We start from the raw sequence: 25,743 nt of genomic DNA, 5'->3' as shown, positions 1-25,743 counted from the left end.
TTATGACCCGCATCGTCGAGCAGGACGGGCGAATAAGGGTCCAGATCCGGCGGACGAATTAGCGCTTCGGCTTGGCTGCCTTCGGTGCGACACTTCTAGGCGACGGGCGTCTGGCTTTCGTAAGACGCGCCTTGATTCCATCTAGCCGTGCTTTCCGCCCGCCGTAAATATCTTCTAGCGCGTCCTCCAAAATGTCGAAGGCATCGATAAGGTCTTTGAACGGGAGTTCTGCTTCGTGACTTCCCGTGTTGCCGACATCCTTTAACGCTACCAGCGTATCGTGGTGCAACATCCGCTGTTGCTCGGCGTCTTCCAGGCGCTTGGCCAATGGGATGAACGCTCCCTTAGCGTTGACCTTCGAAATCCCGTAGCCGACCAGAATCTCTTCCACCGCATTGCGAAGCTTGTTAGCCGCAGAGTTCCGATCAGTCCACAAGAGGCCGAATGACTTCGAGATCTCGTCTTTCACCGGCCTGGGCGTTTTCGTTGGCACACGTATGATCCGTGGCCCCGGCGTCATGGCCTTCGGGTGAACGTAGATTTCCTCCTGCCATTGCTCATCGCCCTCCGGGTCCACGTATTGTTCGTAGACCGACATGGCTATGCCCGACATCACGGCCACGGTGCCACAGAAACCGTAGCTGCATTCGAAGAAGCAGCTGAACTTCCCTTCGGTATACATCCCGTTGGCGTCGGGCTTACCCTCCCAATGTTCAATCGACCGCTCCTTGACGCGTTTTAGGACGCCATTCCTGCACTTTGGACACGGAAATGCTGGATAGCTGTCTTTGTGGTATCTCTCTCGCCAGAAATTCTTATCCATCCCCTCCCCCGCGAAGCTGTCGCATTCTTATACCCTGCATCCGCTTCAAGCGCAGCCGGTGTAGCCTTTCGATAAGCGAGGGAACAGGCTTTGTTCCCATGTGACGTTGAACGAATGGTAACTGGCGATCATCGCTTCCAAACACATACCTCGTGGCATTGCCGATCACGGCTCCGTTCAGAATGCGTGCAAGATGGCTCTGGCTTCGTGCCCGAATGCGACGGGAAAAACTCCGCTCGCGCGCCGCAAGGAAAATCTCGGTCGAACTTATCGGCACAACGAGGTGGGAGTCTTTCCCCATCATGTGGGGCGTGTAGAGAATTGGACGGTCGGAGGTCAGGAGCTTGAAGTCGGACCGTTCCACGGTGAGCACGGACCAGTGCATGCTGCAGATGGCCCGGGCGACGGTCTCCTGCCGTATGATCCGCTCAAGTATCGCCATAGCCCCGCGTTCGAAAAACGCGTCGTCAGATGCTTTGATGAAATCTAACACCTGCTCGGGGTCGCCTTCGGCTTTCAACTCAGAATACTTTTTCTGGAGATCGGGTGTGCCGGCTAGCCAGTCGCCTTTCACGTTTTCCTTGATCATGGCGATATCCGCCGGCATCCGCGTCATGAGGCTGGTCAGGAATTGGACCCACGCCCACCTTTGCTTGGCTGTAAAATTCCCGACGGCATGCTCGTCCCGCATGATGACGAGAGCTTCCGCGGCCTTGCTGTCGACGGGCGAAAGAAAGGCGCGCTCAAAGCGCACAGCTTCATCGTCCGGAACGCCGGAGATAGCGTAGAGCCGGTTGATGTAGCCGGTACCATCCGGGTGCTTTCTATTCGGCACAACCTTGTTGCCATGTGGCTTGCTGAACTGGACCAGGCAACCATCGGCACCCGCCCACTGCTTCAGGTAAAAGACCGGCAGAAAGTGATGCTTGAAGGGTTGGTTCGGCATTTGACATGGCGTCCCACCATCAGTCCGGTTCCCAACGCTTGTAGCGATGGGCATACGGGTTTCGCGTTTGGATCACCTTCTTAAGCTCATCACCAGCGTATCCAGTGCGCGGAGCATACTGGTTTGCAACCGTGAAAACATAGACATCGGCAAGCTGCATAAGGCGGCTATGGTGAGACCGCACAAAGTTCACAGACCCTGCAATCTGTGTCACAGGTCGCCCGTAGTCCCACGGCGTTCCAGTTGCGCGAAACTGAGCGAAGTCGGCCACCATCTGCCTTGACTGCTGGTCATCAAGATCACCGATCAGCAATCCCATTTCGGCAACTCGTAGGGCCATCTGTGCCCTCTCGACAAAATGAGCGAATGCGTATCTCGGAGCGCGATCATACAGCTTCAATTTGTCCGTCTTCACGGCCGCATATACGCGACGCACTAGATCATCGTTCGCGATGATTTCCAGAAGGCGGTCGAAGATTGCGATGCGATCAGCGATGGGCATACCCTTGAACGCTGCCTTCGCGTTATAGATTTCCTTGCCATGAAATTCGGTATCACGCACAAGCTCGCGTGAACCGAAAATGTCGGTAGCGACGTCCGACACGAGGTTCTCGACCGCCATGACGTTCTGCATGTCAATCAGAATGCCGCCAACAATATACCACGGCCGCCCTTGAGCCGCGTCGTCCTTGCACTCGTCGAAGCAGATGACCGCCATGCAACCCCCTGGGGGTTAGCATATCAATTGTTGCAGGAGATTCCGAGTGGAACGCGACTGAAACGCACGAGGGGCATCTAGAAGCCTCTTCGCTTGTCTTCCTTTACCTTTGCAAGAGCGCGGTTGTTCAGCTTTCCGAACCTCAGGTGATTGGCAATCCACCGTGAGCAAGGATGGCCCCTTCAAGGACGCATCGCCGTGCCTTCAATTCGCGCAAATAGAGAACTGAAACCTGAATACCCACTGTTGCTGAATTGACACATAGATGAGCCGAGAACATGACGATGGTTTCGGGATCTTGATCTTCCTCTCTGCTGCTGACATAAGCCGCCTCCCGACGCGTGCCGTCGGCAACACAGGACCGGAATACATGATGAAACTCATATCGATAGTTAAGCGGGACGACCGCACGGCGACAGCCTAAACATCGTTATGTGTTCATGCCGATGTCCAGCATCGGCGTCCGGATCGTCCTTTCATCAAGCATCATCGGCATTGAATTGAAAGGACAGCTTCATGAGCGAACGGCTTTTTCTGAATCATCTCCATGATCGTCGTGCGGGCATTGCCCTGGCGTCGGGAGACATTCCCGCGGCAACGAGCTTCCTACGCCCTGACCATCTGTTCACGGGCCGCGTGATCGAGACCTCGGGAGGAGGGTGCGAAATACCGCGCCTTCCGCACGAACGAGGTCTTGAGCATGACTCAAGTTTGGGTGCCGCCCGGAGAATCTAAAGCTTCCCGACGTTTCGATTGGAAAACCAAAGCGTCTGCGCGCGCGAGCGTCGCAAACGCCGCGTCGAACCGCAGCATGATCGCAGAAAGCCTGCTTGAGGCCAAAGCGATGACGGTCTTGTTGGCCAGACGCAATGTCCGGGAAGTTTGGGAGCAGCCGAAAGCGGTCTGGTACGTCGACCACGACGGTGTGAAACGCAAACACACGTTTGACCTGCTCGCGGTGTTCGACGACGGCTGCCGGGTAGCTTATGCGGTAAAGCCTTTCAGCCGCGTCAGACAAACCCGCCTCGACGTCGAGATTGAGTTGATCCGGCAGCAAAGTCTGGCCCGAATTGCGGATAAAGCGGTCATCCTCACCGAACGGCAGATCTCCCGTGCACGTGTGTACAATGCCGAACAAGTGCTCAGGGCACGGCGAATGCGCAACGACCAGAATTGCGCAGAGCTTCGCCGCATCGCCTCCGAGATCAAAGGCTCAGTTCGTGTCCACGGCCTGCTGAAAGCAACGTCGGACCCCGGTCTCGCCAGGACTGCCTTTTGGTGCCTGATCGATGACGGCGTCCTCGAACCCGTCACCCGCGATCCTCTGCACACACGCATCGGTGACCACACGTTCGTGCGCGTGAACCACGACGTGCTCGCCGCAGGAAAAGGAGACTTCAAATGAGCATCGCTGAAAACACCATTGCATCCATCGGATCGAACGCTCCGGTTGTTCCCTTTTACCATTTCGGGCGGCACGATCGTATCAGGATCGGAAACACGGCGTACATGTATGATCGAGACAGTTCCAGCGGGCATGTCTTCCGCCGACATGACAACCCGGAACTGGTCGAGCACTTCTCGCATGAACTCGTCTACCGCAAGATCGCCGATGGAGAACTCGCCGTCGACAGGAACTGGTTTCGCGGGTCAGACGCACATGTTCGCGCCGAACACAGAGCACTTCCGGTTACTGATCTGAGCGAGAAGGCCCAAGACACTATCCTCTGGCGACATTCTCTGATCCATGACTTCTTCCACCTCGAAGCCAAAGGCCGTTACTCCCGCTCAGATGAAAGCCTCGCCGAATACATGCGTGCACGGCAAACGGAACTCGATGACGCCGAGGCGTGCGCAAAGGGCAGGAAACCTCGCGGAGGAACCAAAGAAGTACGGCGCACTGCCGTATCGCCGCGCACATTCCGTCGCTGGTTGAAAAGATACGAGCAAGCCGGGTTTGACGCCCGTTCTCTCCGAGACGGATACCGGTATCCCGGTACGCGCCCGTCGCGCTTCACGGCCGAGGAAACTGAAATCCACCGCAAGTGGGCGGCGGGCTATGCCAGTTCGAACCAGCCGTCGAAGGCCACCCTATTCAGCGACATGAACGCGGAACTCGTTCTGCTGAACAAGGAACGGGCGTTGAAAGGCCTGAAACCTCTCCGTTCGCCGAGCCGCCGCACCTTCGAAACCATGATCGACAAACTCGACCACTTTTTCGTGCTGGCCGGAAGAAAGGGCACGGACTACGCGACAAGGAAGCTCCAGATCACCCAGTCAGGCGTCGACGTCGATCGTCCCCTGCAGCGCGTGGAGATGGATGAGTACGAAGTGGAGTTGATGACGATCCTTATGGACATCGGCATCTGGAACACTCTTTCCGAAAAAGAAAAAGAAGCGGTCAAACCAGCGCGAGTCTGGCTGTCGCTCACAATTGACGTTGCCACGCGATGCATTCTGGCAATGCGGTTCATCGACAAGCCGCCGTCGGCCGAGTCGTCCATCGCTACATTGGAGATGGCGGTGCATGACAAGCAGTACATCGCAGACGCGGTGGGAGCCCAAACGCCTTGGGAAATGCATGGCACGCCGGAAAGCGTCTATACGGACGCCGGCGCTGCCTATGTGGCCAACTCTTTCAAGGCGACGGTTCTGGCGCTGACTGGCAACGCTGTTATCCCGCCTTCAGGGAAGCCACACCTGCGGGGAACTGTGGAGCGGATGTTCCTGACCATTCGACAGCGGTTCCTCGCTTGGTACACTGGACAGACATTTGCGAACGTCGTGGTCCGGGGTGACTATGACTCGGAAGGCAACGCGTCCATCTCCGTGGAGGAACTGAACCGCCTTCTCGTCCGCGCCATTGTGGATGCCTATCACAATACGCCGCATACGGGCCTTGCCGGCGAAACGCCCCGCAATGCGTGGCTCCGCATGACAAAGCGGAATCCGGTCACTCCACCGCCAGCTCCGTTTCAGCGTCGGAGCATCTTCGGGGTCCACTGCGAGTGCAGGATTGGCAGCAAAGGCGTCCGCTTCCTGGGGATTCATTACCAGTCGCCGTTGCTCCAAAAGATCCGGGCCTCGAAGGCAAACCCCTCCATCCACATCCGCGTGAACCGCTTCGATCTCGGCGAAATCTCGTTCTGGCATGAGGAACTCGGCGGATGGGCGGTGGCCCTGCCACGTCTCGAGGGCTTTCAGGGCGTCAGCGTGTGGGAATGGATTGCCGCCGTCCAACATCTCTCCCGTATCCACGCCGACAATGCCCGTGTTTCCCAAGCAGTAGTCGCCGAGGCAATTTCCGAATGCCGGGCCTACGGCGAAATGGCTGCCCAACGCGCCGAGCTTGGCTCACCAGTGATGAACAGGGAGTACCTCCGTGAGGTCGACCGGACCGTCTTCCGTACATTCGAGATCATGGAAGACGGCGAGGTCCATGCGCCTGCGGGTGGCGAAATCATCACCCTTCCGGAAGGTAGGCGAGAGGACCGGCCAGCCGATGACCTCAATCCCGACAATGATCACGTTCGCGCCACCCCTGCAATGCTGGAACCGCAACCGTCCCCTTACGCGATGGACGTCGAACCCTACGCCGATGATGACGACGGATCCGATGAAGCCGGTCGCACTGACGACTGGTCGTTCGACCACTGAGAAGAGAAAGGAACTCAATTATGGAGACTTTGGAACAAACCCACCTTGAAGAAGATGCCGCAGAGGCGCTCGCCCGTCTGAGATCGGCAATGCCCGACAAGTCACGGGAGCGAGCGGAACGCCTTGCAAGACTGCATTCGAAACACGTTACCACCCCGAGGGATGCGGCTCTTGAAACTGAGATCGAGATGCTCATCCAGAATGCCGCCAGCGCGCACGGGAGCGTACGGCGCGATGGGTCGGCTCTGGTGGTCATCGGAGATTCCGGAGCGGGTAAGACGACACTCCTCAAACGTATCATCGCGAACAGAGCCGAATTTCAGCCCTACCAGGACCGCTATGGCATCTCGACATCTCCCCTGATCAGCGTCGTGGCCCCCTCCCCTTGCACGCTGAAGCAATTGGGGCGGGAAGTACTTAGGGCGTTGGGATATCCCCTCTCCCGAGAAATCAAAGAACACATGGTGTGGGAGCTCGTCCGTCAGCAGATCCGGATTCGCAAGGTGATGTTCATTCACATCGATGAGATGCAGCATGCCGTGAACACGCTGAACGACACCGAACGGCAAAAGCTGTCGGATACAATCAAGAACGTCATGCAACAGCCGGACTGGCCTGTGTGTTTCATCCTGTCTGGTATTCCGACACTCGCGCGCCTGGTCTCATCCGATGTGCAGCTGATGCGCAGATCCCGCATCTTCGAGTTCAGCAACCTGGAATTTGCGAAAGACGCCGTCTCCGTACGAAAGATGATCGAACACATGGTGACAAAGCACGCCGAAATGCAGCTCGCCTCGGCCCTGCCAGACGAGTTCATCCACCGCCTGCTCCACGCCGCCTACGGCCGCTTCGGCGTTGTAATTCAACTCGTCCGCGGCGCGATCGAGCAAGCGATGTTCGATGAAGCTGCAGGCGGACGGGTGAAGGCGAGACATTTCGCGGCGGCTTACAGCCGCTTCTCCGGCTGTACTGAGGACGAGAACGTATTTCTTCGCGCTGACTGGCATACGCTTCAGCCTTCGGCTGCTCTTGTCCGAGATCGTCCAGCCGAAGAGGTCTCCCCTGCCCCGAAACGCCGCCGAAAGGCTTGAGGAGACGGACATGACCCAATTAACTATCAGAACCCGTCTTCATTCCGGCGAAACCCCGGCAAGCTTCTGCTCCAGATTGGCGGCTGTGAACGGCCGTCTGAAAGCACGCCACTTCTGCGCCGATATGGGCTTCAGATTTCAGGACGTCGTCGATGGCAGTGACGCTGCCCTTTTGAGGCTCGCATATCTTGCGGACGTCGACGTGAACTCTCTCCGGGAAAGCGCGATCCGGAAAACGGCGGACGGATACGAAGTCGACGGTCAGCGGGTGACACGGAACCTGATGATCCGCAACCGCCTGCGTTTCTGTCCGGAATGCCTGGCTGAAGACATGCGCCGCCAGGATGAGCACCCCCTGGCACGGGCATGGGGCCGCAGGAAATGGCTCATCTCGTTCATCCGGACATGTGACGTTCATGACGTGTCGCTTGTGGAGTGCTCCGTCCAACAGGAGCCATCGATGATCCACGATTTCGCCGCCATGGTGCAGGCGGACCGCCAGGAGATTCCGGAAGTGGCCAAGCGTTCGGTTGCGCGCGAGCCATCGGCCTTCGAACGCTATCTCCACGACCGGATGACCGGACGCGTCGGTGCATTCCCCTTCCTCGACGCCCTGCCCTTCTATGCCGCCGCAAGGTTCACCGAGCTGTTGGGTGCCGTGGTGACGCGCGGTCTCAAGGCTCCGATCCGTACCTTCGGCGGGGACGACTGGTGGCATGCGGGGGCCGCTGGCTTTGCCGTCACCTCCAGTGGAGAAGAAGGAATTTGCAGCTGGCTGTCGGAGATGCAGGCCGCATTCAAGGGCAAGACCGGAGATGCTGGTGGACGGGCACTCTATGGTCGGCTGTATGAGGCGCTCGCACATGATTCCGACGACAGCGCCTACGATCCGGTTCGAAAGCTGATCCGGGCGCACGCCATTGACACCCTTCCCCTTGGTCCGGGTGACGAGCTCTTCGGTCCGATCACTGATCGACGCTGGCACTCTGTACAATCTGCGTCCAAGGAGTTCGGCGTGCATCCCAAGCGCCTACGGAAACTTCTTATCGAAACGGGCGTCCTGGCCAAGGAAAACGCGGCGCTGACCGATGCGCGCATCATGCTCGATGCTGAGGAGATCACGGAATTTGTTACGGAGATCAAGGACACCGTATCCGCGAAAGAGGCGCAGAAACTCGTCAACGCACCACGGGTTCACTGGGGCATCCTGGTCGACCGGGGTTACCTTGCACCCCACGTCAAGGCGGGAGCCAAACATGGCCTCCAATTCCGGTTTCGTCGCGAAGATATCAGCGTGTTTCTCGACCGATTGCTGGCAAACACGAAGCTGTTGACGGGCCAGGAACCCGGGTTGTGCAGCATCCCTCATGCCGTTCGGAAGGCGAACTGTAAGGCGGTCGAGATCCTGGATTTATTACTGTCTGGCAAGCTGGAGCGTGCTTTCCGCGATCCCAACGAGCATGGCTACATGGCGGTGCTTGTCGACCCCGATGAGCTTCGCGAAAAAACGATGCTCGAGGACCACGACGGATTGTCGCTGCGAGAAGTTGAGCACAAATTGGGGACGAAGACGCAGGTCGTGAAAGCTTTAATCGAACACGGGTATCTCCCCGCACGCACTGCGGTGAACCCGATCAATCGGTGCCCGCAAACGATCGTCATGCCAGAGGACTTGGCTCGGTTCCAACGATCCTATGTCTCCCTCATGAATCTCGCCAAAGAGCGCGGGGAGCATTTCAGCCAAGTCAAGTCACAGCTGAAATCCTGTGGAATTGCTCCGGCTTTCGACCCAACGGTGGTTGGTGCCACATTCTACTTGAGATATCCGCTCGAGTATTCAATTAAACTTGGGTTGGAATCGACGTCATGAAAAGTGTAGGGGCAATGAACTCCGATCAAGTGCTGGGTCGTGGCGGTCCCGCGGCGTTTACCGTTTCGGTGTCAGGCGTGACAATGTGGGCTGCAATGAATGCCGTTGGCGCATTTATCGGCCATTTCTTTACGGAAAATCAGGCATTAGCCGCTGCGGAGTTCGCTAACGCACATTTAACAATAGAAAGGGATGGTGAAATCGACGATGCGCATATTATAAAGGCCACTTATACCATAGCATATTTAGATAATCGAACAACTACAATTATAAAATATGCTGCAATCCGCTGGAAAGATGGATATATGCTTTCGCTCTTTCTAAAGAATAAAGATGATGTAATCGTGGCACTCGGTGAATCGTTAGAAATTGATGACGACAATCATGTGACTAGCCCACGTTTTAAACCGTAGAGGCAAGGCGTTCTTTCTGAACCCTGTACCTTCGATAGGCGGGGTGATCTCGGTTCATCAAACTGCCTCTGCCATGAATTCGCTCATATTCCTTGGCGTGTTTCAGCCAAGCTTCAGCGTCCTTAAATCTTAAATCCAATTCCTGCGTTCCGAACTGCAAAACTCGCAGCATGTAGGTTTGTATAAGTCTGTCTACGGCGTTCGGCCAACCGATTTCCATATAAATCCTGAGAGCGGGAACGATTGTATTTTCAATGTTTTTGCACTCATCCAGACACATCCTGCCGTCTCCGATAACTCACTTCATTTGATGGTGAGGTCGTCGACCGCAAGTTTCAACCCGGACTATCAATCTCATTTAATCCGCAGTCTCTTGGCTGGCTTTGGGACATCGCCAAGTTGCCATTGCGGACAAACATCATTGCCGCTCTCCAACCGATGCACAATGATTACAATGACTTATCCGGCACTCTGGGACAAACTATGTTCGCCTTCACATGCTGCTGCAATGGGTGTGCGGTCGCGACTGACACCAGTCGAAGGCAGGGGAAGCCTACTGAATGGCTCTCCCCACCTTGACCGTGTTGGGAAATCTCCTTCGACAACGCCGCGATAATGGCCTATCGCGTGGCGCTTAGTGTCTTGCGAGAGCGCATCGCAACCAGTCGCCGCCACCGTCAGGGCATGAGTCCTCGAATCAAGCCGGAGGACGACGAAGCAGGAGGGGCCGTAGCCTTTAGTCAGGTCGAGGCCCGCCCCTGGCGCACAGCTGTTTGAGATCACAACGCCTCTCCACCGTCGTCATGAGGCGCAGACCCTAGGATCCTTGCCGTTCCCTCTCTGCACACGTCCGACGCTTCCGGCACCGGGCACCCTTGCAGGAAACGCCACACCTATCCTCACCGGTCCTTGCGGAATTGCCATGGAACAGACACGCCTTCCCGTCGGTTTCCCGGGCATCCCCAACAATGGAGAGAAAGATGCAGGACATTTCCGGAAAACGCGTGGCCATTCTCGCCACCCACGGGTTCGAGCAGTCGGAGTTGGAAGTCCCGCTCAACAAGCTGCGCGAGGCGGGCGCGGAGGTCCATGTGGTCTCGCTCGACCCGGGACAGATCAAGGGCTGGGACAAGAAGGATTGGGGCCGGCCCGTCCCGGTCGACAAGACGCTCGATGAGGCGCGGCCGGAGGATTACGACGCCCTGGTGCTGCCGGGCGGCCAGATCAATCCCGATCTCCTGCGCGTCGAGCAGAAGGCGCTCTCCTTCATCAGGAGCTTCTGGGATGAGCGCAAGGTCATCGGCGCGATCTGCCACGCCCCCTGGCTGCTGGTCGAGCTCGGCGTCCTCAAGGACCGGCGGGTCACCTCCTATCACTCGATAAAGACCGACGTGATGAATGCCGGCGGCCGGTGGGAGAACAGCGAGGTCGTCACCGACCAGGGGCTGGTCACCAGCCGCAATCCCGGCGACCTCGACGCCTTCTGCGACAAGCTTTCCGAGGAGATCCGCGAAGGCCGGCACGAACGCCGCGCCGCCTGAGGCCCGCCCGCCGATCCCCGCAGATGGTCTGCGCCGACACGACGCCCGACCCGGCGGCCGGGCGTCTTTTCTTCGGAGCAGGCAGGCCATAGGAAAAGAATCTCTCCCCTTGACTCGCCCGCCCGGAAAATTTGACGTAAGGTGGATTTTTAGGGGTCGCTGAAGATCTTGCTGAAATCACCGACGCCATCCGTCGCGGATGTGTTCATCACTGCCGAGCTTGCCCGCCGTGCGCCGAAGCAGACCGATCATCTGCAGGAGAAGCGTGCGCTGCAGGACCTCGCCATGCGCATGGCGGACGCGCCGGAGGAGGTGCTGCCCCGTTTCGTCGATCTCGCCATGCAGATGACCGGCGGCATCTCGGCGGGCCTCAGCCTCTATGAGGGAGACGATACGCGTCTCTTTCGCTGGCGCTATCTGCGCGGCGTTCTCTCCACTTTCGAGGGAGCTCCGACGCCACGCAATTTCAGCCCCTGCGGCGTCACGCTGGACGAAAACCGACCGGTGCTCGCCCGCCATCCCGAACGCGCCTACGACTGGATCGCCGACGCAGGCATCGTCGTGCCGGAGGTGCTGCTCGTCCCTCTTTATGTCGGCAGCGAGAAGCCGCTCGGCACTTTGTGGATCGTCGCGGGGCAGGAAGGCCATTTCGACGCCGGGCATGCCCGCGCCATGACCGAGCTCGCCACCCTTGTCGGGATTGCGCTCAAGCTGCGCGAAAATCAGACGCGGCTCACCCGTGCGCTCGAGGAGCAGGAGCGGCTGTCCGCCGAAATGGATCACCGGATCAAGAACCTCTTCTCCATCGCCGAGAGCATGATCCGCTCAACCGCGCGCACCACCTCCACCAAGGAGCAGATGGTGACGGCGCTTTCCGGCCGCCTGCATGCACTCGCCAACGCGCACTCCCTCGTGCGCCGCAAGGTGCACAGCAGCGGGGACGGGCTGCGCACAACCGATCTCGGCGAAGTGGTCGAGGCGATCACCCGGCCGCATGATCCCGATCCCTGTGCGCGCTTTACGATCGAGGGGCCGCGCGTGCCCTGCAGCGACAAGGCGGTGGACGGGATCGCTCTCGTCATCCATGAGCTCGCCACCAACGCTTCCAAATACGGTGCCCTGTCCGTGGACGAAGGCTGCGTCGATATCTGCTGGCGGCCGACCGGGGAGGAGCGTCTCCATCTCACCTGGGTGGAACGCGGCGGCCCGCCCGTCGAGCAGCCGCCGCGCATGAACGGCTATGGCAGCCGCCTCGTGCATGCCACGGTTACGCGCCAGTTCGGCGGCACGCTGAAATATGATTGGCGCCGCGAGGGGCTCTCCGTCACGATGACGCTGCCGTCGGGCAGCCTGCTCGTCTAAGCTGCGCTTGCCACGCTGCGCCGGCGCTTCGCACCCAGGAGGCCGTCGATCTCCTCGGGAGGCACGGCGCGCGACAGCAGGAAGCCCTGCAACTCGTCGCAGCCGATCGTTTTCAGGTAGTCGCCCTGCTCCGAGGTCTCCACGCCCTCCGCCGTCGTCCTGAGGCCGTTGGCGTGCGCCAGATCCACGATCGCCTGTATGATCGCCTCGTCCCCGCTCGATTTCCCGAACCCGCTGACGAAGCTGCGGTCGATCTTGATGCGGTCCACCTTGAGCTGATGCAGCCGGCCGAGCGATGAGAAGCCGGTGCCGAAATCGTCGAGCGCGATCCGCACGCCCATCTCCCTGAGCGCGCGCACATTCCCTTCGCATTCGCCGATATGATCGGTGAGCGCCGTCTCGGTCACCTCCAGTTCCAGCCGTCCCGGTTCCAGGCCGTGCTCGGCCAGCGCATCCGCAACCTTTCCGGCGAAGGCCGGGTTGCGCAGTTCGATCGCCGACACGTTCACGGCGATGGTCAGGTCGGGCCATGCAAGGGCGGCCAGGCACGCCTCGCGAAGGACGAAGTCCCCAAGCGCCTCGATCAGGCCCGTCTCCTCCGCGATGGGCACGAAGAGCGCCGGCGAGACCCACCCCTTCTGCGGGTGTCTCCATCGCAGGAGCGCCTCCACCCCGGTGATCTGCATGTCGCGTGCGGTGTAGAGCGGCTGATAGTGCACCGCCAGCTCGTTCCTGCGGGCAAGCGCCACGCGCAGGTCGCGTTCGATCTCCCTGCGCTCCTTCAGCATGGAATCCATCTCGCTGCCGAACCGCGCGTAGCGGCTGCGGCCGGAACTCTTGGCGTGGTAAAGTGCAATGTCGGCCTTGCGCGTGAGCTCCGCCCGGTCGATGCCGTCGACCGGCGCCACGGCGACCCCAAGCGAGATGCTGGCGAAAACCTGGTTGCCGTCGATATGGTAGGGCTGGCGCATCGCCTCGATCACGCGCTCGCAGAAGGCGTCCACCTCCCCGGCTTCGCGGCGATGGGGCATGAGCACCACGAACTCGTCGCCACCGATCCGCGCCACCGTATCGCCATGGCGCGTGAGCTTGCCCAGACGCCTGGCAACCTCCTTGATGAGGTGATCCCCCGCCGGATGGCCAAGCGAATCGTTCACCTGCTTGAAACGGTCCAGGTCGAGATAAAGGACCGCCAGCATGTCCCGCGTGTTTTCGAGCGCATCCAGCGCTTCTTCCAGCCGCTCCTCCAGCAGCGAACGGTTGGGAAGAGCCGTCAGAGGGTCGTGCAGCGCCAGATACTGCATCCGGGCCTCGCTGGCGGCGAGCCTCTTCGAGCGCTGGTTGACCAGGAACAGAAGACCGCTGATCGTCAGGAGAGCGAGCAGCATGACACCCAGGAGCACCGGCGCAAGGTTCGCCAGCACCGTCGTGCCGGGCCTGTGGGGCTGCCATATGAAATAGCCGATCACAGCGCCTGAATCGGACAGAAGGGGCAGGCCCGTCTCGCCCTTTCCGGAATCGTCCTGCCAGGCGAAGCGGATGCCGTCGAAGAGGTAGTCGTGCCGCAGGCCTTCCAGGAGGCTATCGTCAAGATATCGCACGGCGATGTGCAGGTATTCCTCGCCCGGTGTCTGCACGATTTCGCCGGTGTCGGAGACGATGGGTTTGACGCTGACGACGGCCGGATGGCCGGACACCACCATCAGGTCGGCCGCCCCCGGCGTGAGCATCCGCCCTGCCGGCTCCTGGTTGCGGCCCGTCCGCATCTCCTCGCGAAGGAAGGCGATGAGCGGCACGATGGTCGACTCAAGCCGCCTGAAATCCTCATCGGCTCCCGCCTTGCCGCCGGAGAAGGCGTATATCGGCTCGTTTTCCGGGTCGACCACATAGGCCGCGTCGTGCCCGAAATAGGTGCTCATCCAGCTGCCGAGATTGTGGTCGAGCCAGTCCGCGGCGCTGTCTCCCTGCCTCACCGCCCGCACGGAATCGTCCCAGACGGTGACGCTTTCCTGATCATAGGCGATCGAGGTCTTCAGGTCCGAAATCACGACCATGGCGAGCCGCTTCTGGCGCTCCCGTGCAACCGAGTCGGCTTCCCAGCTCGACCAGAGAAGAAGCCCGGCGACGGCAACACTGATCGCGACGGCGCCGCCCAGCACCGGCGTGACTATTTTCAATGCGAAGGAATGAAGCAACCAGCCCCGCGCGAAACGCATTTTGTCTCTCCCCACCATGGAGAGCAAAATGCTTCCCCAATGGTTAAACTTACGTGTCGACAGGAATCCGTGCGGGCGCGCTGTCCAGGCAAAACGCATCGCGGGGACGAAGGGGCAGCCATACCGCTTCCGCCCGCGATCTCAGGGACAGGGATTGCCGAACTTCCGATGCAGGTCATCCACTGCCTTCTGCATCTCCTCCGTCCAGGCCACATGGGCCGATCTGATCGCCTCGTCGAGTTGCTCGATCGTCGTCGCGCCGACGATGTTTGCGGTCAGGAAGGGCCGGGAGGTGACGAACGCATTGGCGAAGACGGCGGGGCTCATCCCGAAGGAGCGCGCAAGCGCATTATAGGCCAGAAAGGCCTCCGCGGCGCCGGGCGCCTCGTAGCGCTGCAGCCGGTTGAAAAGCTTCTTGCGCGAGCCTTCCGGCAGGGCGCCATGGTCGTACTTCCCGCTGAGATAGCCCTGCGCCAGCGGAGAATAGGCAAGCAGCCCCACCCCTTCGCGAAAAGCCACCTCGGCCAGGTTCACCTCGAAGGTCCGGTTGACCAGACTGTAGGCGTTCTGGACCGAGACGGGACGGGGCCCGGTCCCCTTCTCCGCCTCGCCGACATAGCGCATCACGCCCCATGAGCTCTCGTTCGACAGGCCGAAATGGCGGATTTTGCCGTCTTTCACCAACTCCTCGAAGACAGCGATGGTCTCGGCGATGGGTGTCTCGTCCTCGTGGCGCTCCAACTCGCCGGTGACGCGTGCGGGATTGGATCCCCAGGGGATGGCGCGATCGGGCCAGTGTATCTGGTAGAGGTCGATATGGTCGGTCTGCAGGCGCGCCAGCGATTTTTCGACCGCATCGAGGATATCGGCGCGGACGAGCCTGGAGGGCCGGCCGCCGCGGAACCAGGCGTTCGCAGTACGGCCCACCACCTTGGAGGCGACAACGACACTGTCCCGGTTGCGGCGCTCCTTCATCCAGGTGCCGATGATCCGTTCCGTGCGGCCCTGCGTCTCCGGCTTGGGCGGGATCGGGTAGAGCTCGGCCGTATCGAGGAAATTGACGCCCTGCTCGAAGGCGAAATCCATCTGGGCATGGCCCTCGGTCTCGCTGTTCTGCTCGCCCCAGGTCATGGTGCCGAGGCAGATCTTGGAGACGAAGAGATCGGTGCGGCCGAGACGGCGCTTTTCCATGGATTTTTCTCCGGTCTAACGGGATGGCGCGGAAAAGCGCCGTGGAGGAGGCGCGACTATAGCCACTGCACCGCGCCACGCAATATTGCGGTGCAAACATCAAGGGAATTGCTCCTTCCGGCAAGAGAATTTGACTTGTCTGGACACAGACGCCCGCTATTAAGCATTCGGCGGGCGGTCCGAGATGGATTTGCCGCGTGATTCATCGGCCGAGCGGCAGCCGCCAGGGTCCATAGGAAAGCAGCATCATGACAGCGCTGGCTACGGGCGCGGGAGCGCCCCCGGTCAATCTCTGGCTTTCCGAAGCGCGCGCAACGCTGTCGCTCGCCTGGCCGATGATCCTGACCAATCTCGCACAGACGGCGATGACCGTGACCGACGTCATGATGCTGGGACGGCTTTCGCCCGAGGCGCTCGCCGCAGGCACGCTCGGCCACAACCTCTATTTCATGCCGGTGATCTTCGGTCTCGGTCTCATGGCGGCGGCTTCCCCCATGATGGCGAGCGCCATCGGCGGCAGGCTGCGCTATATGCGCGAGGTACGGCGCTCCGCGCGGCAGGGCCTGTGGCTGGCGGTGGCCGTCTCGGTCCCGCTCTGGCTGCTTCTCTGGAACACCGAAGCCATCCTGCTCGCCATGGGGCAGGATCCGGCGCTCAGCCAGGCAGCCCAGTCCTATGTGCGTGCGCTGCAATGGGCCGCCCTGCCCTTTTTCGGCTACATCGTGCTGCGCTCCTTCATTTCCGCGCTGGAACGGCCCGGATGGGCGTTGGTGGTCGCCTTCATATGCGTGGCCTTCAACGTGCTCGCCAACTGGTGCCTGATCTTCGGCAATCTCGGCCTTCCGGCACTTGGGCTGACGGGCGCGGGCTACGCCACGACCTTGTCCAGCACGTTCATGTTCCTCGGCCTGGTGGCGGTCGTCAGCCTCGAACGCCAGTTCCGCCGCTTCAGCCTGTTCGGCCGGTTCTGGCGCTCCGACTGGCCGCGCTTCCGGGCGATGCTGCGGCTCGGCCTGCCGATCGCCGGCATTCTCACCTTCGAAGTGTCGGTCTTCAACATCGCCGCCCTGCTCATGGGCCGGATCGATACCGTCTCGCTCGCCGCCCACGCGATCGCCATCCAGATCGCCTCGGCCAGCTTCATGGTGCCCATGGGGCTCGGCCAGGCGGTCACGGTGCGTGTGGGCCGCGCCTTCGGCGCGAGGAACGCGCAGGCGATCACGCGCGCGGGCTGGACGGCCTTCACCATGGGCGTGAGCTTCATGGGGCTGATGGCGCTCATCATGTTCCTGGCGCCGCGCGTTCTCATCGCCGGCTTCATCGATCTCGACGCGCCGGAAAACCAGCCGGTCGTCACCATGGCGGTCACCTTCCTCGCCTATGCCGCGCTCTTCCAGATCGCTGACGGCGCGCAGGCGGTGGGGAGCGGCATGCTGCGCGGGCTGCACGACACCACGGTGCCGATGATCTATGCGGCATTCGGCTACTGGGGCATCGGCCTGCCGCTCAGCGTCGTGCTCGGCTTTCCGCTGGGCTATGGCGGCGTGGGCATCTGGATCGGCCTCTGCGCCGGTCTGACGGTGGTGGCGGTACTGCTTCTGTCGCGCTGGCTGAGGCGCGGGAAGCTCATGCTTTTCTACGCCTGACCCGCCGCCGCTTCGCCTCGTCGATCAGCATGTTGGCGACCTGCATGCGGACGACGGCGCGGGCGCGCAGATGTTCGGGCACCCGGTCGGGGTGGTTGCGCAGAGCGAATTCGCGCCGCAGCCGGTCGAGCTCCTTCGGCTTCCCGCCGCCGGCGAGGCCGAGCTCACGCGCGATTTCCTCGGGATCCAGCGAAGGCTCCGGCCTTGCCTGCTCCGGCTCGCCCATGGAAGCATAGGCAGCGTCAAGGGCGTCGTCGGAGAAGGCAATCCGGCCCGAATGGAGTTCCTCGACCACCGAGAGATAATCAATGGAGATGAGGTGCGCCCGGTCAGGCTCGTCGGAGCGTTCCGACAGAAGCTCGTCCAGCATGCTCGAAAAATCGCGCGGCGCGCGTGGTGCCATGGAAAGTCCGTCCGACAGGTCGCTGCCCGCCAGACTAGGGCGGCGTCGTTAAGAAATGTCTGCCGTCGTCCACACATTTTAACCGAAAGGGCACGGGCGGCCGCCGGATTTCACACAATGCACCAAAAGGACTTATTTAATCACAGGAATCTGCCCAGCGAACCCGCGGAGCCTTTCCATGAAGCCAGGTCCTCTCGCCCAGATCGCCGCCTGCTCCCTCCTTTTGCTCGGAACGCATGCCTTTGCGGCCGAGCCGGCCTATCTCGACGACCGGTCGAGCCCGGAGGCACTCGTCCGATCCCTCTACAACGCCGTAAACCGGAAGGAATATGCGCGTGCCTATTCCTATTTCGCGACACCACCCGCCGAAACGCCTGATGCCTACGCCAAGGGCTATGAGACGACGGAAAACGTGGACGTCCTTACCGGCGCGGCCAGCGAGGAAGGGGCCGCCGGCAGCATCTTCTATTCGCTCCCCGTGGCCATCCAGGCGCAGGAGGCCGGCGGTGAGGAGCGGGTCTTCGCGGGCTGCTACACGTTCAGGTTCGTGCAGCCCGGAGTGCAGACCACTCCCTACACACCGCTCATGATCGAAAGCGGCACGCTGCAGCCTGCCGATGCACCACTTGCCGACGCGCTGCCCGAAAGCTGTGGCGAGGGAGCACCTGTACCGGGCGATGCGCTTCTCCAGCGCGCGCAGCGGCTCTTCGATACCGTTTATGACGGCGTCTGCGCCGGCGATCTCGGCACCGAAGAAGAACCGGAAAGCCATATGATCCGGTTCAACTACGACTATGATCCGCCCGACGCCCCGCAGAGGGAGGTGCGGCTCTTCCGCTTCCTGTGCGATCGTGCCGCGTATAACGAGACGCATGTGTATCTGCTCGCCGGCGAAAACGACGAAATCCTGCCCCTCCGTTTCGCGGTGCCGGATCTCGATATCCGTTATGAAGACGGGGATTCGGAAAAGCGCGTGGAGGAAATGCGCATCATCGGCTTCGTGACCGAGGACCAGCTCGTAAACTCCGATTTCGACCCGGAAACGCTGACCCTGACCACTCGTGAAAAATGGCGGGGCGTGGGAGATGCCTCCTCCAGCGGCCAGTGGATATTCCGCCTGGGCGCCTTCTCGCTCGTCCGCTACGACGTCGATGCCTCCTATGACGGCGAGATCAACCCCGAGACCGTGCTGGACTACGCGACCGGCCCGTGACTCAACGGTCGACCGAAAGCATCCAGTTGAGCGTCTCGCGCCAGTCCGTCATGCGGATGGGCGTGCCGTGGCTGCCGGTTTCGAAACGCACGAAACGGGCAGGATAGCCGGGCGTCTTGCTTATGCGGCGGTAGAAGGCTTCCTGGTTCTCGACGGGAAAGACCGTGTCACGGCTGCCATGGCCGAAGAAGACCGGCACACGGCGTGCAAAAGCGGAAGAGCCCAGGAATCCGTCGTCCCAGAAGGAGCCGAGGAGAAGGAGGCCGCCAAGCCTCGGGGCGAGGGCTTCCGACCGCGCGATGCGCCAGCAGAGCGCCCCACCCATGGAGCCGCAGGCCACGAAGATCGGCGCCCGCGGCGAGCGGGCGGCATAGTAGGACAGAAGCGCCAGGATTTCCGTCGCCCCCTGCCCTTCGAAATCGGTGAAATCCGGCGAAAGATAAAGGCCGCCATTGCGGCCCATCAGGTTCTTGATACGGTTGAAATTGCCGCCGAAGGTGAAGTCATTCACGCCCTGATGCCGGTTGCCGCCCTGCCCGTGCAGATAGATCGTGATCACGCGCGCATTCTCGGTTCTGCCCACCGCGAAATGCGGAACCGGCCCGGTGTGGGTCTTCAACACCAGGTCCTGCTGCATGCGCCGGATTTCCGTCGCGACATAGCGCCCGTGCACGCGGCGCTCGGGCACCGCATCGCGGCCGTTGATGTCGCGCATCTCGCGGTAGTTGATCACGCGGTAGTCGCCGCCGTCGCTGCTTTCCAGAACGGGCGGATAGGCGAAGAGCCGGTCCTTGAAGGGGCCGAGTTCGAGGGAGAGGGCTGGCGTGGCGAGGAGCGCTATCGATACGGCAGATGACAAAACGAGCTGGCGCAACAGTGACGGCATCGCTACCGCTCGCGCGCGCCCAGCACGCCGCCGGCCGCCTGCAGCGCTTCGGGCGTATCCACGTCCAGGCTCGCAGCGGGGCCGAGTTCGACATCCACGATATCGACGGCGCTTTCGACGAGCTGGCGCGCGCCGGTGTCGCCCTCGAGCTTCTCCACCTCGGAAAAAAGCCTTCGCGGCAGGATCACGGGGTTGCCGCGCTTGCCGCCATGGGTGGCGCGCACGATGGAGCGGCCGCCTGCGGCCAAGAAGGCCGCGACGAGCCGGTCGAGATCGGTCGCCGCGATCCCCGGCATGTCCGCCAGCGCGACCAGTGCCGCGTCGGCGGAGGGCGGCAGCGCACGGATCCCGGCCTTGAGCGAGCTTGCGAGTCCGGTGGCGAAATCGGCGTTGAAAACGGTCCTCAGGTCGAGACCGGCAAGCGCGTCCGACACAGCTTCCGCCTCATGGCCGAGGACGGCCACCGTGCCCGTCGCCCGGCTTGCCAGAAGCTGTTCGGCCGTGCGGCGCACCAGCGGCTTTCCCTCGAATGTCGCGAGCAGCTTGTTCTGCGGCCCCATCCGGCGCGACTGGCCGGCCGCGAGGAGCACGGCCCAGACCTTTGCGGATGCACGCGCGGCGGAAGCCTCGCGCGGCTGCGGCCGCGTCGGAATCTCCATCAGAAGCCCGCCGACGCCCATGCCGGCGATGCCTTCCGGCGTTACCTCGATCCCGGCGATCAAGCGGTCCAGGACCCAATCGAAACCGTTGAGCTTGGGGCTGCGGGCACAGCCGGGCACGCCCAGCACCGGCTTGCCGCCGAGCGATCCGAGCACCAGGAGGTTGCCGGGATCGACGGGCATGCCGACCCGCGAGACGCCGCCGCCCGCGCGGCGGATCGCCGCCGGCACGACATCGTCCTCGTCGCAGACGGCGGACGCGCCGAAAATGAGCACCATGTCGCTCGAAGACGCATGTTCGCGGATCGCTTGCGCGACCGCCTCTTCCTCGTGCGGCGGGCGCAGTTCCCGCGTGATGCGGCTCACGGAGCGTGCGAGCCGCGCTTCGGTGATGCGGGCGGTCTTGTCGAGCACGCTGGTCTTGACGCCCGGCAGCACCGTCTGCACGAGCCCGATCTTGCGCGGGACGAAGGGGCGCACGGAGAAAGCCTGTCGTTCGGCGGCGATCGCCTCCGCGCGCGCCAGCAGACTTTCGTGCACGGCGAAGGGGATGATCTTGACCGTCGCCACCATCTGCCCCGCCTCCACGGCGGCGAAGGGCTCGAGCGTCGCCAGGGTGACCGCCGGGTCGATGCGGTTGATCGCATCGACGATCCCGCGCTCCACCAGGAAGATGCCGGCCTCCCGCGCATGGAGATTGACACGGCCCGTCGAAGGCGGCCGGGCCTCGACGTGATCGCAGACGAGCAAGGCGGCGAGGCGGGCGGCGGCGGCATCCTCGTCGAGGTCGCCCGGCTCCAGAACCGCCGCGATCACCTCGCGGACGCCGGCGCGGCGCAGGTCCTCGATATCCCCTGCGGTCAGGCGGTGCGCCTTGCGCAGGCGCTTCTCGCCGGCCATCGTGGCATGGGCGAGGATCGCGCCCTCGGCCTTTTCCACCTCTGTCGCGCCGAACCTCACGCGGCTTCGCCCTTCCGGGCCGTAAGTCCGCGCGAGCGCAGCGCCTCGATGATCTGCGCGAGCACGGCCACCGCGATCTCGGCGGGGCTTGCCGCGCCGATCGCAAGGCCGATCGGCGCGTGGATACGCTCGATCGCCTCCATGGACAGGCCGGCGGCCACCAGCCGCTCGACACGCTTCGCGTGGGTCTTGCGGCTGCCGAGCGCGCCCACATAGAAGCAGCCCGCCTCAAGCGCGGCCGTCAGCGCAAGATCGTCGATCTTTGGATCGTGAGTGAGCGCGGCCAGCGCGCAATAGGCATCGAGGGGGCTCCTCTTGAGCACGTCTTCCGGCCATTCGGCTTCGAGCCTGACGTCGGGGAACCGCTCGGGCGAGGCGAAGGCCGTGCGCGGATCGATGATGTGCAGGTCGAATCCGGCGATCCGCGCCATCGGCGCCAGTGCCTGGCTGATATGGACCGCGCCGATCATCACCAACCGGGGCGGCGGCAGATGCACGTTGAGGAAGAAGCTGCGGCCGTCCGCCTCGACCGTGCCGGATTTGCCCGAGCGGAACGCCTCCGCGACGGCTTCGCCCAGGCGGCCCGCCACCGGGTCGCCCTCCACCACCACACGGTCGCGGCCGTCGCCCAGATCGGTGAGCAGGATTGCCGCCCTGCGTTCGCGGCGGCACTGGTTGAGCTTCTTGAGGGAATAGGGGTCCATCAGCCGAGCCGTTCCACATAGACCTTGATGCGGCCGCCGCAGGAAAGGCCGACCCGCCAGGCGGTCTCGTCTGCCACGCCGAATTCCAGCATGCGCGGATTGCCGTCTGCGATCACTTCCGAAGCCTCGGCCACCACGGCGCCTTCGACGCACCCGCCTGAGACGGAGCCTTCGAAAAGGCCGTCGGCATCGATGACGAGGTGGCTGCCGACCGGCCGCGGCGCGGAGCCCCAGGTCTCCACCACGGTGGCGATCGCCACGTTCCTGCCGTCCTTCATCCATTCCTCCGCGATCATCAGCGGATCGCGCGGTTCAGGAACTTGAGCGACTTCGGACATGTCCTCGCCTCCTAGCCAAATGCCGGGTCACCCCTCACTTGCGATTTCTAACACCGAGCTTGCGCGCCGCTCCAGCTAAGGCATTGAAATCGCTTTCCCTCCCGCAAGGAAGAGATAGGTGCCTGCTCCTGCGCTCCCGCAAATCGCAGATATTGGCGATTGGCGGCAAGGCCGACGCCGGCATTATCTCTCCCCTTGCGGGAGAGAAAGCGATTTCTTGGGTTTAGCGAAGCCAAGCCCTTAGAAATCGCAAGTGAGGGGTTCCTTGCACCATCCAATATGGTCACGCGCGCGGGCGCTTGCCAAGCCCCTCGCGCAAAACCGGTCTTCCACGCGCCCGGGGCATTGTGGACAGCGCCTCGCACAGGTCCGACAGCGCGTTCAGCGTGTGCACCGGCCGCAATTCGTCCACATGGGGCAGCATGGCACGCATGCCCCGCGCCTTCGGCTCGAAACCCTCGAAGCGCAGAAGGGGGTTGAGCCAGACCAGCCGCCGGCAAGACTTGTGCAGGCGCTCCATCTCGTGTGCCAGCGTTTCGACATCCTCTCGCTCGAGCCCGTCGGTGATGAGGAGCACCACCGCCCCTTGCCCCAGCACCCGGCGCGACCAGAGCCGGTTGAAGCTGCCGATCGCCTCGCCGATGCGCGTGCCGCCCGACCAGTCCTGGACGGCGCCGGCGCATTCGGCAAGCGCCTCGTCGGGGTCGCGGTGGCGCAGCTGGCGGGTGAGGTTCGTCAGCCGCGTGCCGAAGACGAAGCTCGCCACCTGCCGCCGGCTTTCCGTCAGGGCATGCAGGAAGTGCAGGAAAATGCGCGTGTACTGGCTCATGGAGCCGGAGATATCTGCCAGCACCACCAGAGGCGGGTGCACATGGCGGGGCGACTTGTAGCGCGGCAGGATCAGATCGCCGCCCGTGCGCAGCCCCAGGCGCATCATCGCGCGCGGATCGACGCGCCGACCGCGTGGATCGGTGCGGTAGCGCCGTGTCGCGACGCGGTCGTGGGGCATGACCAGCCTGCCGATGGCCTTCCTGGCCTCCGCGATCTCATCAGCCGACATCTGCGCGAAATCCTTGGCCGCCAACACCTCGCGCGATGAAAACGAAAGCCGGGCATCGATTTCGATCTCCGGCGCCGGTTCCTTCCGATCCAGGTCGGAATCGGGTCGCAAGAAGGACTCTCCGGCACGTTTCTCGCCCGGCCTCGGCTTTTCCTTTTCGCGAACGGCGGGCGCAACGGGCGAGAGCATGGCGAGCATCTTCTCGATCAGCTCGCGCGAGCGCCAGAACAGGCGGAAGGCCTCGTCGAAGACCGCGTGGTCCTCGCGCCGGGTGACGAGCACGGCATGAAGCGTCCAGTAGAAATCCTCGCGCGTGCCGATGCCGGCCGCGAGCACGGCCTGGATCGCGTCGGTGACGGCGGCAGGCCCCACCCGCAGACCGGCCTTGCGCAGCGCGCGGGCGAAATAGACGATGTTGTCGGCGATCCGCCCTTCCGGATCGGCCGTCAAGATGCGCGCGTCGCCGCTCTGCGCCATGGTCTCACCCGGCGGCCTGGAACTCGGCCTTGACCTCGTCCAGGATACGGGCGCTCTCGCCCTCCCGCAGCCGCGCGATATCGTCCTGGTATTTCAGGAGCACGCCCAGCGTGTCGGAAACCGTCTCGGGATCGAGCGCCACCTTGTCGAGCTCGGTCAGGGCGGTCGCCCAATCGATCGATTCGGCGACGCCCGGCACCTTGAAGAGGTCCATGTCTCGCAGCTTCTGGACGAAGCGCACGACCTCCTGCGACAGGCGGCTGTTCGCCTGCGGCACCCTGCGACGAACGATTTCGAGCTCCCGCTCCGCATCCGGATAGTCGACCCAGTGGTAGAGGCAGCGGCGCTTCAGGGCGTCGTGGATCTCGCGCGTGCGGTTGGTGGTGATGACGACGACCGGCGGCTCCTCCGCCCGGATGGTGCCGAGTTCCGGCACCGTGACCTGATAGTCCGAGAGGATTTCGAGCAGGAAGGCCTCGAACGCCTCGTCGGTGCGGTCGAGCTCGTCGATGAGGAAGACGGGCGCCGCGCCCGGCATGCCGTTGAGCGCCTCCAGAACCGGGCGGCGGATCAGGTATTTCTCGGAGAAGACATTGTGCTCCATGACGTCGCGGTCCGCCACACCAGCCGCTTCCTCCATGCGGATCTCGATCATCTGCGCGGCATAGTTCCACTCATAGACCGCAGAGGAGACGTCCAGACCCTCATAACACTGCAGGCGGATCAAGGGACGGCCCAGCGATTGGGCCAACACCTTGGCGATCTCGGTCTTGCCCACGCCGGCCTCGCCTTCCAGAAAAAGAGGGCGGCGCATCTTGAGGCTCAGGAAGACGACGGTCGCCAGCGCGCGATCGGCCACATAGTCGGCCGCGTTCAGCAGCCCGACCGTCTCGTCGATCGATTGCGGAAAGGCGCGCGGCATGGGTTCGGACATGGTGACCCCGGGAGCTGGCTTAGAGAACGCGGTAGCTGCGGTCGTGGTAGAGGAGCGGCTTGAGGTTAGCGCCGATGCGCAGGCCTGTCACCTTGCCGAAATACACGCGATGGGTGGCGAGTTCCTTGGTGTCGATCACCTGACAGTCGAAAACGGCCATGGCGCCGAGCAGGGTGGGCGCGCCCGAGGAAAGCGTATCCCACTCGCCCAGCGCGAAGCGCTCGTCCTGTGGAAGGCCGGTCAGGCCGGAAAAGGCGTTCGACAGGTTCTCATGCCCGGCCGCGAGCGTGTTCAGCGCGAAGACGCCGTTTTGAAGAAAGAGGTCGTTGTTGACGTTATCCCGGTTCAGGCAGGCGAGAACGATGGGCGGACTGTCCGAGACCGAACAGGCGGCGATCACCGTCACGCCACGCCGGCCGGCGGCACCGTCGGTCGTGATCACATGCACGGCGCCCGCAAAGCGGGCCATCGCGTTCCGGTAATCCTGGGGAGCTACGTCGTTCGTCTTCAGCACAAGAAATTCCTCGCCCGCCTCGATATAGGTATGGTCCCGTCGCTTGCAAGCAACCGCCTGGGGCTCGATAGCGTGTTGCACCCGGCACTGCCAAGCTTTACCAGTGCTGTAACCTGTTTGC

At 62.3% G+C, this 25,743-nt stretch carries 22 protein-coding genes; 9 read left to right on the top strand and 13 right to left on the bottom strand.

Features of this window, described 5'->3' with window-relative positions; translation table 11 throughout:
- Window positions 1-58 precede the first annotated feature (58 nt).
- The 3 genes from PVE73_RS12520 to PVE73_RS12510 are packed head-to-tail and all read right to left on the bottom strand — an operon-like array spanning window position 59 to window position 2,487.
- The gene (locus tag PVE73_RS12520; protein ID WP_277367229.1) at window positions 59-823 is read right to left on the bottom strand and encodes a DUF4145 domain-containing protein; all 765 of its coding nucleotides are present in this window, start codon (window positions 821-823) and stop codon (window positions 59-61) included.
- Window positions 816-1,769, bottom strand: a complete 954-nt coding sequence (locus tag PVE73_RS12515) for a DUF4238 domain-containing protein (RefSeq protein ID WP_277367228.1) — start codon at window positions 1,767-1,769, stop codon at window positions 816-818. Before PVE73_RS12515 ends, PVE73_RS12520 begins: the two co-directional genes overlap by 8 nt.
- Window positions 1,770-1,788: 19 nt before the next feature.
- Window positions 1,789-2,487 (bottom strand): DUF3800 domain-containing protein, encoded by a 699-nt coding sequence (locus PVE73_RS12510; RefSeq protein ID WP_277367227.1) that lies wholly within the window; start codon window positions 2,485-2,487, stop codon window positions 1,789-1,791.
- 700 nt (window positions 2,488-3,187) lie between these two features.
- On the opposite strand from PVE73_RS12510, the gene PVE73_RS12505 reads away from it, so the two are divergent.
- The 7 genes from PVE73_RS12505 to PVE73_RS12475 all read left to right on the top strand — a co-directional run bounded on the left by PVE73_RS12505 (window position 3,188) and on the right by PVE73_RS12475 (window position 12,421).
- Complete coding sequence (locus tag PVE73_RS12505; protein WP_277367226.1) at window positions 3,188-3,892, top strand: hypothetical protein; 705 nt, start codon at window positions 3,188-3,190, stop codon at window positions 3,890-3,892.
- Entirely contained in the window at window positions 3,889-6,144 is a 2,256-nt protein-coding gene (locus tag PVE73_RS12500) for a hypothetical protein (RefSeq protein ID WP_277367225.1), read from the top strand. The genes PVE73_RS12505 and PVE73_RS12500 overlap by 4 nt, the downstream gene beginning before the upstream one ends.
- Window positions 6,145-6,164: 20 nt before the next feature.
- On the top strand, window positions 6,165-7,235 hold the full coding sequence (locus tag PVE73_RS12495) for an ATP-binding protein (protein ID WP_277367224.1): 1,071 nt from the start codon (window positions 6,165-6,167) through the stop codon (window positions 7,233-7,235).
- A 10-nt stretch (window positions 7,236-7,245) separates the two neighbouring features.
- Window positions 7,246-9,105, top strand: a complete 1,860-nt coding sequence (locus PVE73_RS12490; protein ID WP_277367223.1) for a TniQ family protein — start codon at window positions 7,246-7,248, stop codon at window positions 9,103-9,105.
- The gene (locus PVE73_RS12485) at window positions 9,102-9,518 is read left to right on the top strand and encodes a hypothetical protein (RefSeq protein WP_277367222.1); all 417 of its coding nucleotides are present in this window, start codon (window positions 9,102-9,104) and stop codon (window positions 9,516-9,518) included. The genes PVE73_RS12490 and PVE73_RS12485 overlap by 4 nt, the downstream gene beginning before the upstream one ends.
- A gap of 980 nt (window positions 9,519-10,498) precedes the next feature.
- Window positions 10,499-11,059, top strand: coding sequence for a type 1 glutamine amidotransferase domain-containing protein (locus tag PVE73_RS12480; protein WP_277367221.1), 561 nt, complete (start codon window positions 10,499-10,501; stop codon window positions 11,057-11,059).
- A 168-nt stretch (window positions 11,060-11,227) separates the two neighbouring features.
- Window positions 11,228-12,421 (top strand): HWE histidine kinase domain-containing protein, encoded by a 1,194-nt coding sequence (locus tag PVE73_RS12475; protein WP_277367220.1) that lies wholly within the window; start codon window positions 11,228-11,230, stop codon window positions 12,419-12,421.
- On the opposite strand, the gene PVE73_RS12470 is transcribed toward PVE73_RS12475, so the two are convergent.
- Window positions 12,418-14,637 carry a bifunctional diguanylate cyclase/phosphodiesterase gene (locus tag PVE73_RS12470; protein ID WP_277367219.1) on the bottom strand — a complete coding sequence of 740 codons (2,220 nt, stop codon included), beginning with the start codon at window positions 14,635-14,637 and terminating at the stop codon, window positions 12,418-12,420. The genes PVE73_RS12475 and PVE73_RS12470 overlap by 4 nt on opposite strands.
- Before the next feature lie 141 nt (window positions 14,638-14,778).
- Window positions 14,779-15,828 (bottom strand): aldo/keto reductase, encoded by a 1,050-nt coding sequence (locus PVE73_RS12465; protein WP_277367218.1) that lies wholly within the window; start codon window positions 15,826-15,828, stop codon window positions 14,779-14,781.
- A 248-nt stretch (window positions 15,829-16,076) separates the two neighbouring features.
- On the opposite strand from PVE73_RS12465, the gene PVE73_RS12460 reads away from it, so the two are divergent.
- Window positions 16,077-17,474 (top strand): MATE family efflux transporter, encoded by a 1,398-nt coding sequence (locus tag PVE73_RS12460; RefSeq protein ID WP_277367217.1) that lies wholly within the window; start codon window positions 16,077-16,079, stop codon window positions 17,472-17,474.
- Here the strand turns inward: PVE73_RS12460 and PVE73_RS12455 are convergent.
- Window positions 17,455-17,877 (bottom strand): hypothetical protein, encoded by a 423-nt coding sequence (locus PVE73_RS12455; protein ID WP_277367216.1) that lies wholly within the window; start codon window positions 17,875-17,877, stop codon window positions 17,455-17,457. The two genes, PVE73_RS12460 and PVE73_RS12455, sit on opposite strands and share 20 nt — an antisense overlap.
- A gap of 178 nt (window positions 17,878-18,055) precedes the next feature.
- Here PVE73_RS12455 and PVE73_RS12450 point away from each other — a divergent pair, with 178 nt between their 5' ends.
- Window positions 18,056-19,090 carry a DUF1176 domain-containing protein gene (locus tag PVE73_RS12450; RefSeq protein ID WP_277367215.1) on the top strand — a complete coding sequence of 345 codons (1,035 nt, stop codon included), beginning with the start codon at window positions 18,056-18,058 and terminating at the stop codon, window positions 19,088-19,090.
- Window position 19,091: 1 nt separating this feature from the next.
- Here the strand turns inward: PVE73_RS12450 and PVE73_RS12445 are convergent, their stop codons facing one another.
- The 7 genes from PVE73_RS12445 to PVE73_RS12415 all read right to left on the bottom strand — a co-directional run bounded on the left by PVE73_RS12445 (window position 19,092) and on the right by PVE73_RS12415 (window position 25,622).
- Window positions 19,092-19,976: an alpha/beta hydrolase gene (locus tag PVE73_RS12445; RefSeq protein WP_277367214.1), complete on the bottom strand. Its 885-nt coding sequence runs from the start codon at window positions 19,974-19,976 to the stop codon at window positions 19,092-19,094.
- Between the two features lie 2 nt (window positions 19,977-19,978).
- Window positions 19,979-21,595, bottom strand: coding sequence for a molybdopterin-binding/glycosyltransferase family 2 protein (locus PVE73_RS12440; RefSeq protein WP_277367213.1), 1,617 nt, complete (start codon window positions 21,593-21,595; stop codon window positions 19,979-19,981).
- Window positions 21,592-22,299, bottom strand: a complete 708-nt coding sequence (locus PVE73_RS12435; protein ID WP_277367212.1) for an XdhC family protein — start codon at window positions 22,297-22,299, stop codon at window positions 21,592-21,594. The genes PVE73_RS12440 and PVE73_RS12435 overlap by 4 nt, the downstream gene beginning before the upstream one ends.
- The gene (locus PVE73_RS12430; protein WP_277367211.1) at window positions 22,299-22,637 is read right to left on the bottom strand and encodes an XdhC family protein; all 339 of its coding nucleotides are present in this window, start codon (window positions 22,635-22,637) and stop codon (window positions 22,299-22,301) included. The genes PVE73_RS12435 and PVE73_RS12430 overlap by 1 nt, the downstream gene beginning before the upstream one ends.
- A 283-nt stretch (window positions 22,638-22,920) precedes the next feature.
- Window positions 22,921-24,174: a VWA domain-containing protein gene (locus PVE73_RS12425; RefSeq protein ID WP_277367210.1), complete on the bottom strand. Its 1,254-nt coding sequence runs from the start codon at window positions 24,172-24,174 to the stop codon at window positions 22,921-22,923.
- A 4-nt stretch (window positions 24,175-24,178) separates the two neighbouring features.
- A complete protein-coding gene (locus PVE73_RS12420) occupies window positions 24,179-25,108 on the bottom strand; it encodes a MoxR family ATPase (RefSeq protein WP_277367209.1) in 930 nt (309 codons plus the stop codon).
- A 19-nt stretch (window positions 25,109-25,127) separates the two neighbouring features.
- Complete coding sequence (locus PVE73_RS12415; RefSeq protein WP_277367208.1) at window positions 25,128-25,622, bottom strand: flavin reductase; 495 nt, start codon at window positions 25,620-25,622, stop codon at window positions 25,128-25,130.
- Window positions 25,623-25,743: the final 121 nt, after the last annotated feature.

Origin of the sequence: Chelativorans sp. AA-79 (assembly GCF_029457495.1) — a bacterium.
In the GTDB taxonomy this organism is placed as follows: Bacteria; Pseudomonadota; Alphaproteobacteria; order Rhizobiales; family Rhizobiaceae; genus Chelativorans.
The sequence above is the reverse complement of the archived record's forward strand: the minus strand, read 5'-3'. Positions and strand labels throughout refer to the sequence as shown.

Bases quoted from the DNA above. Each gene is read 5' to 3' on its own strand.
- PVE73_RS12520 (WP_277367229.1), bottom strand. From the start codon at position 823: ATGGATAAGAATTTCTGGCGAGAGAGATACCACAAAGACAGCTATCCA.
- PVE73_RS12515 (WP_277367228.1), bottom strand. From the start codon at position 1,769: ATGCCGAACCAACCCTTCAAGCATCACTTTCTGCCGGTCTTTTACCTG.
- PVE73_RS12510 (WP_277367227.1), bottom strand. From the start codon at position 2,487: ATGGCGGTCATCTGCTTCGACGAGTGCAAGGACGACGCGGCTCAAGGG.
- PVE73_RS12505 (WP_277367226.1), top strand. From the start codon at position 3,188: ATGACTCAAGTTTGGGTGCCGCCCGGAGAATCTAAAGCTTCCCGACGT.
- PVE73_RS12500 (WP_277367225.1), top strand. From the start codon at position 3,889: ATGAGCATCGCTGAAAACACCATTGCATCCATCGGATCGAACGCTCCG.
- PVE73_RS12495 (WP_277367224.1), top strand. From the start codon at position 6,165: ATGGAGACTTTGGAACAAACCCACCTTGAAGAAGATGCCGCAGAGGCG.
- PVE73_RS12490 (WP_277367223.1), top strand. From the start codon at position 7,246: ATGACCCAATTAACTATCAGAACCCGTCTTCATTCCGGCGAAACCCCG.
- PVE73_RS12485 (WP_277367222.1), top strand. From the start codon at position 9,102: ATGAAAAGTGTAGGGGCAATGAACTCCGATCAAGTGCTGGGTCGTGGC.
- PVE73_RS12480 (WP_277367221.1), top strand. From the start codon at position 10,499: ATGCAGGACATTTCCGGAAAACGCGTGGCCATTCTCGCCACCCACGGG.
- PVE73_RS12470 (WP_277367219.1), bottom strand. From the start codon at position 14,637: ATGCGTTTCGCGCGGGGCTGGTTGCTTCATTCCTTCGCATTGAAAATA.
- PVE73_RS12465 (WP_277367218.1), bottom strand. From the start codon at position 15,828: ATGGAAAAGCGCCGTCTCGGCCGCACCGATCTCTTCGTCTCCAAGATC.
- PVE73_RS12460 (WP_277367217.1), top strand. From the start codon at position 16,077: ATGACAGCGCTGGCTACGGGCGCGGGAGCGCCCCCGGTCAATCTCTGG.
- PVE73_RS12455 (WP_277367216.1), bottom strand. From the start codon at position 17,877: ATGGCACCACGCGCGCCGCGCGATTTTTCGAGCATGCTGGACGAGCTT.
- PVE73_RS12450 (WP_277367215.1), top strand. From the start codon at position 18,056: ATGAAGCCAGGTCCTCTCGCCCAGATCGCCGCCTGCTCCCTCCTTTTG.
- PVE73_RS12445 (WP_277367214.1), bottom strand. From the start codon at position 19,976: ATGCCGTCACTGTTGCGCCAGCTCGTTTTGTCATCTGCCGTATCGATA.
- PVE73_RS12435 (WP_277367212.1), bottom strand. From the start codon at position 22,299: ATGGACCCCTATTCCCTCAAGAAGCTCAACCAGTGCCGCCGCGAACGC.
- PVE73_RS12430 (WP_277367211.1), bottom strand. From the start codon at position 22,637: ATGTCCGAAGTCGCTCAAGTTCCTGAACCGCGCGATCCGCTGATGATC.
- PVE73_RS12425 (WP_277367210.1), bottom strand. From the start codon at position 24,174: ATGGCGCAGAGCGGCGACGCGCGCATCTTGACGGCCGATCCGGAAGGG.
- PVE73_RS12420 (WP_277367209.1), bottom strand. From the start codon at position 25,108: ATGTCCGAACCCATGCCGCGCGCCTTTCCGCAATCGATCGACGAGACG.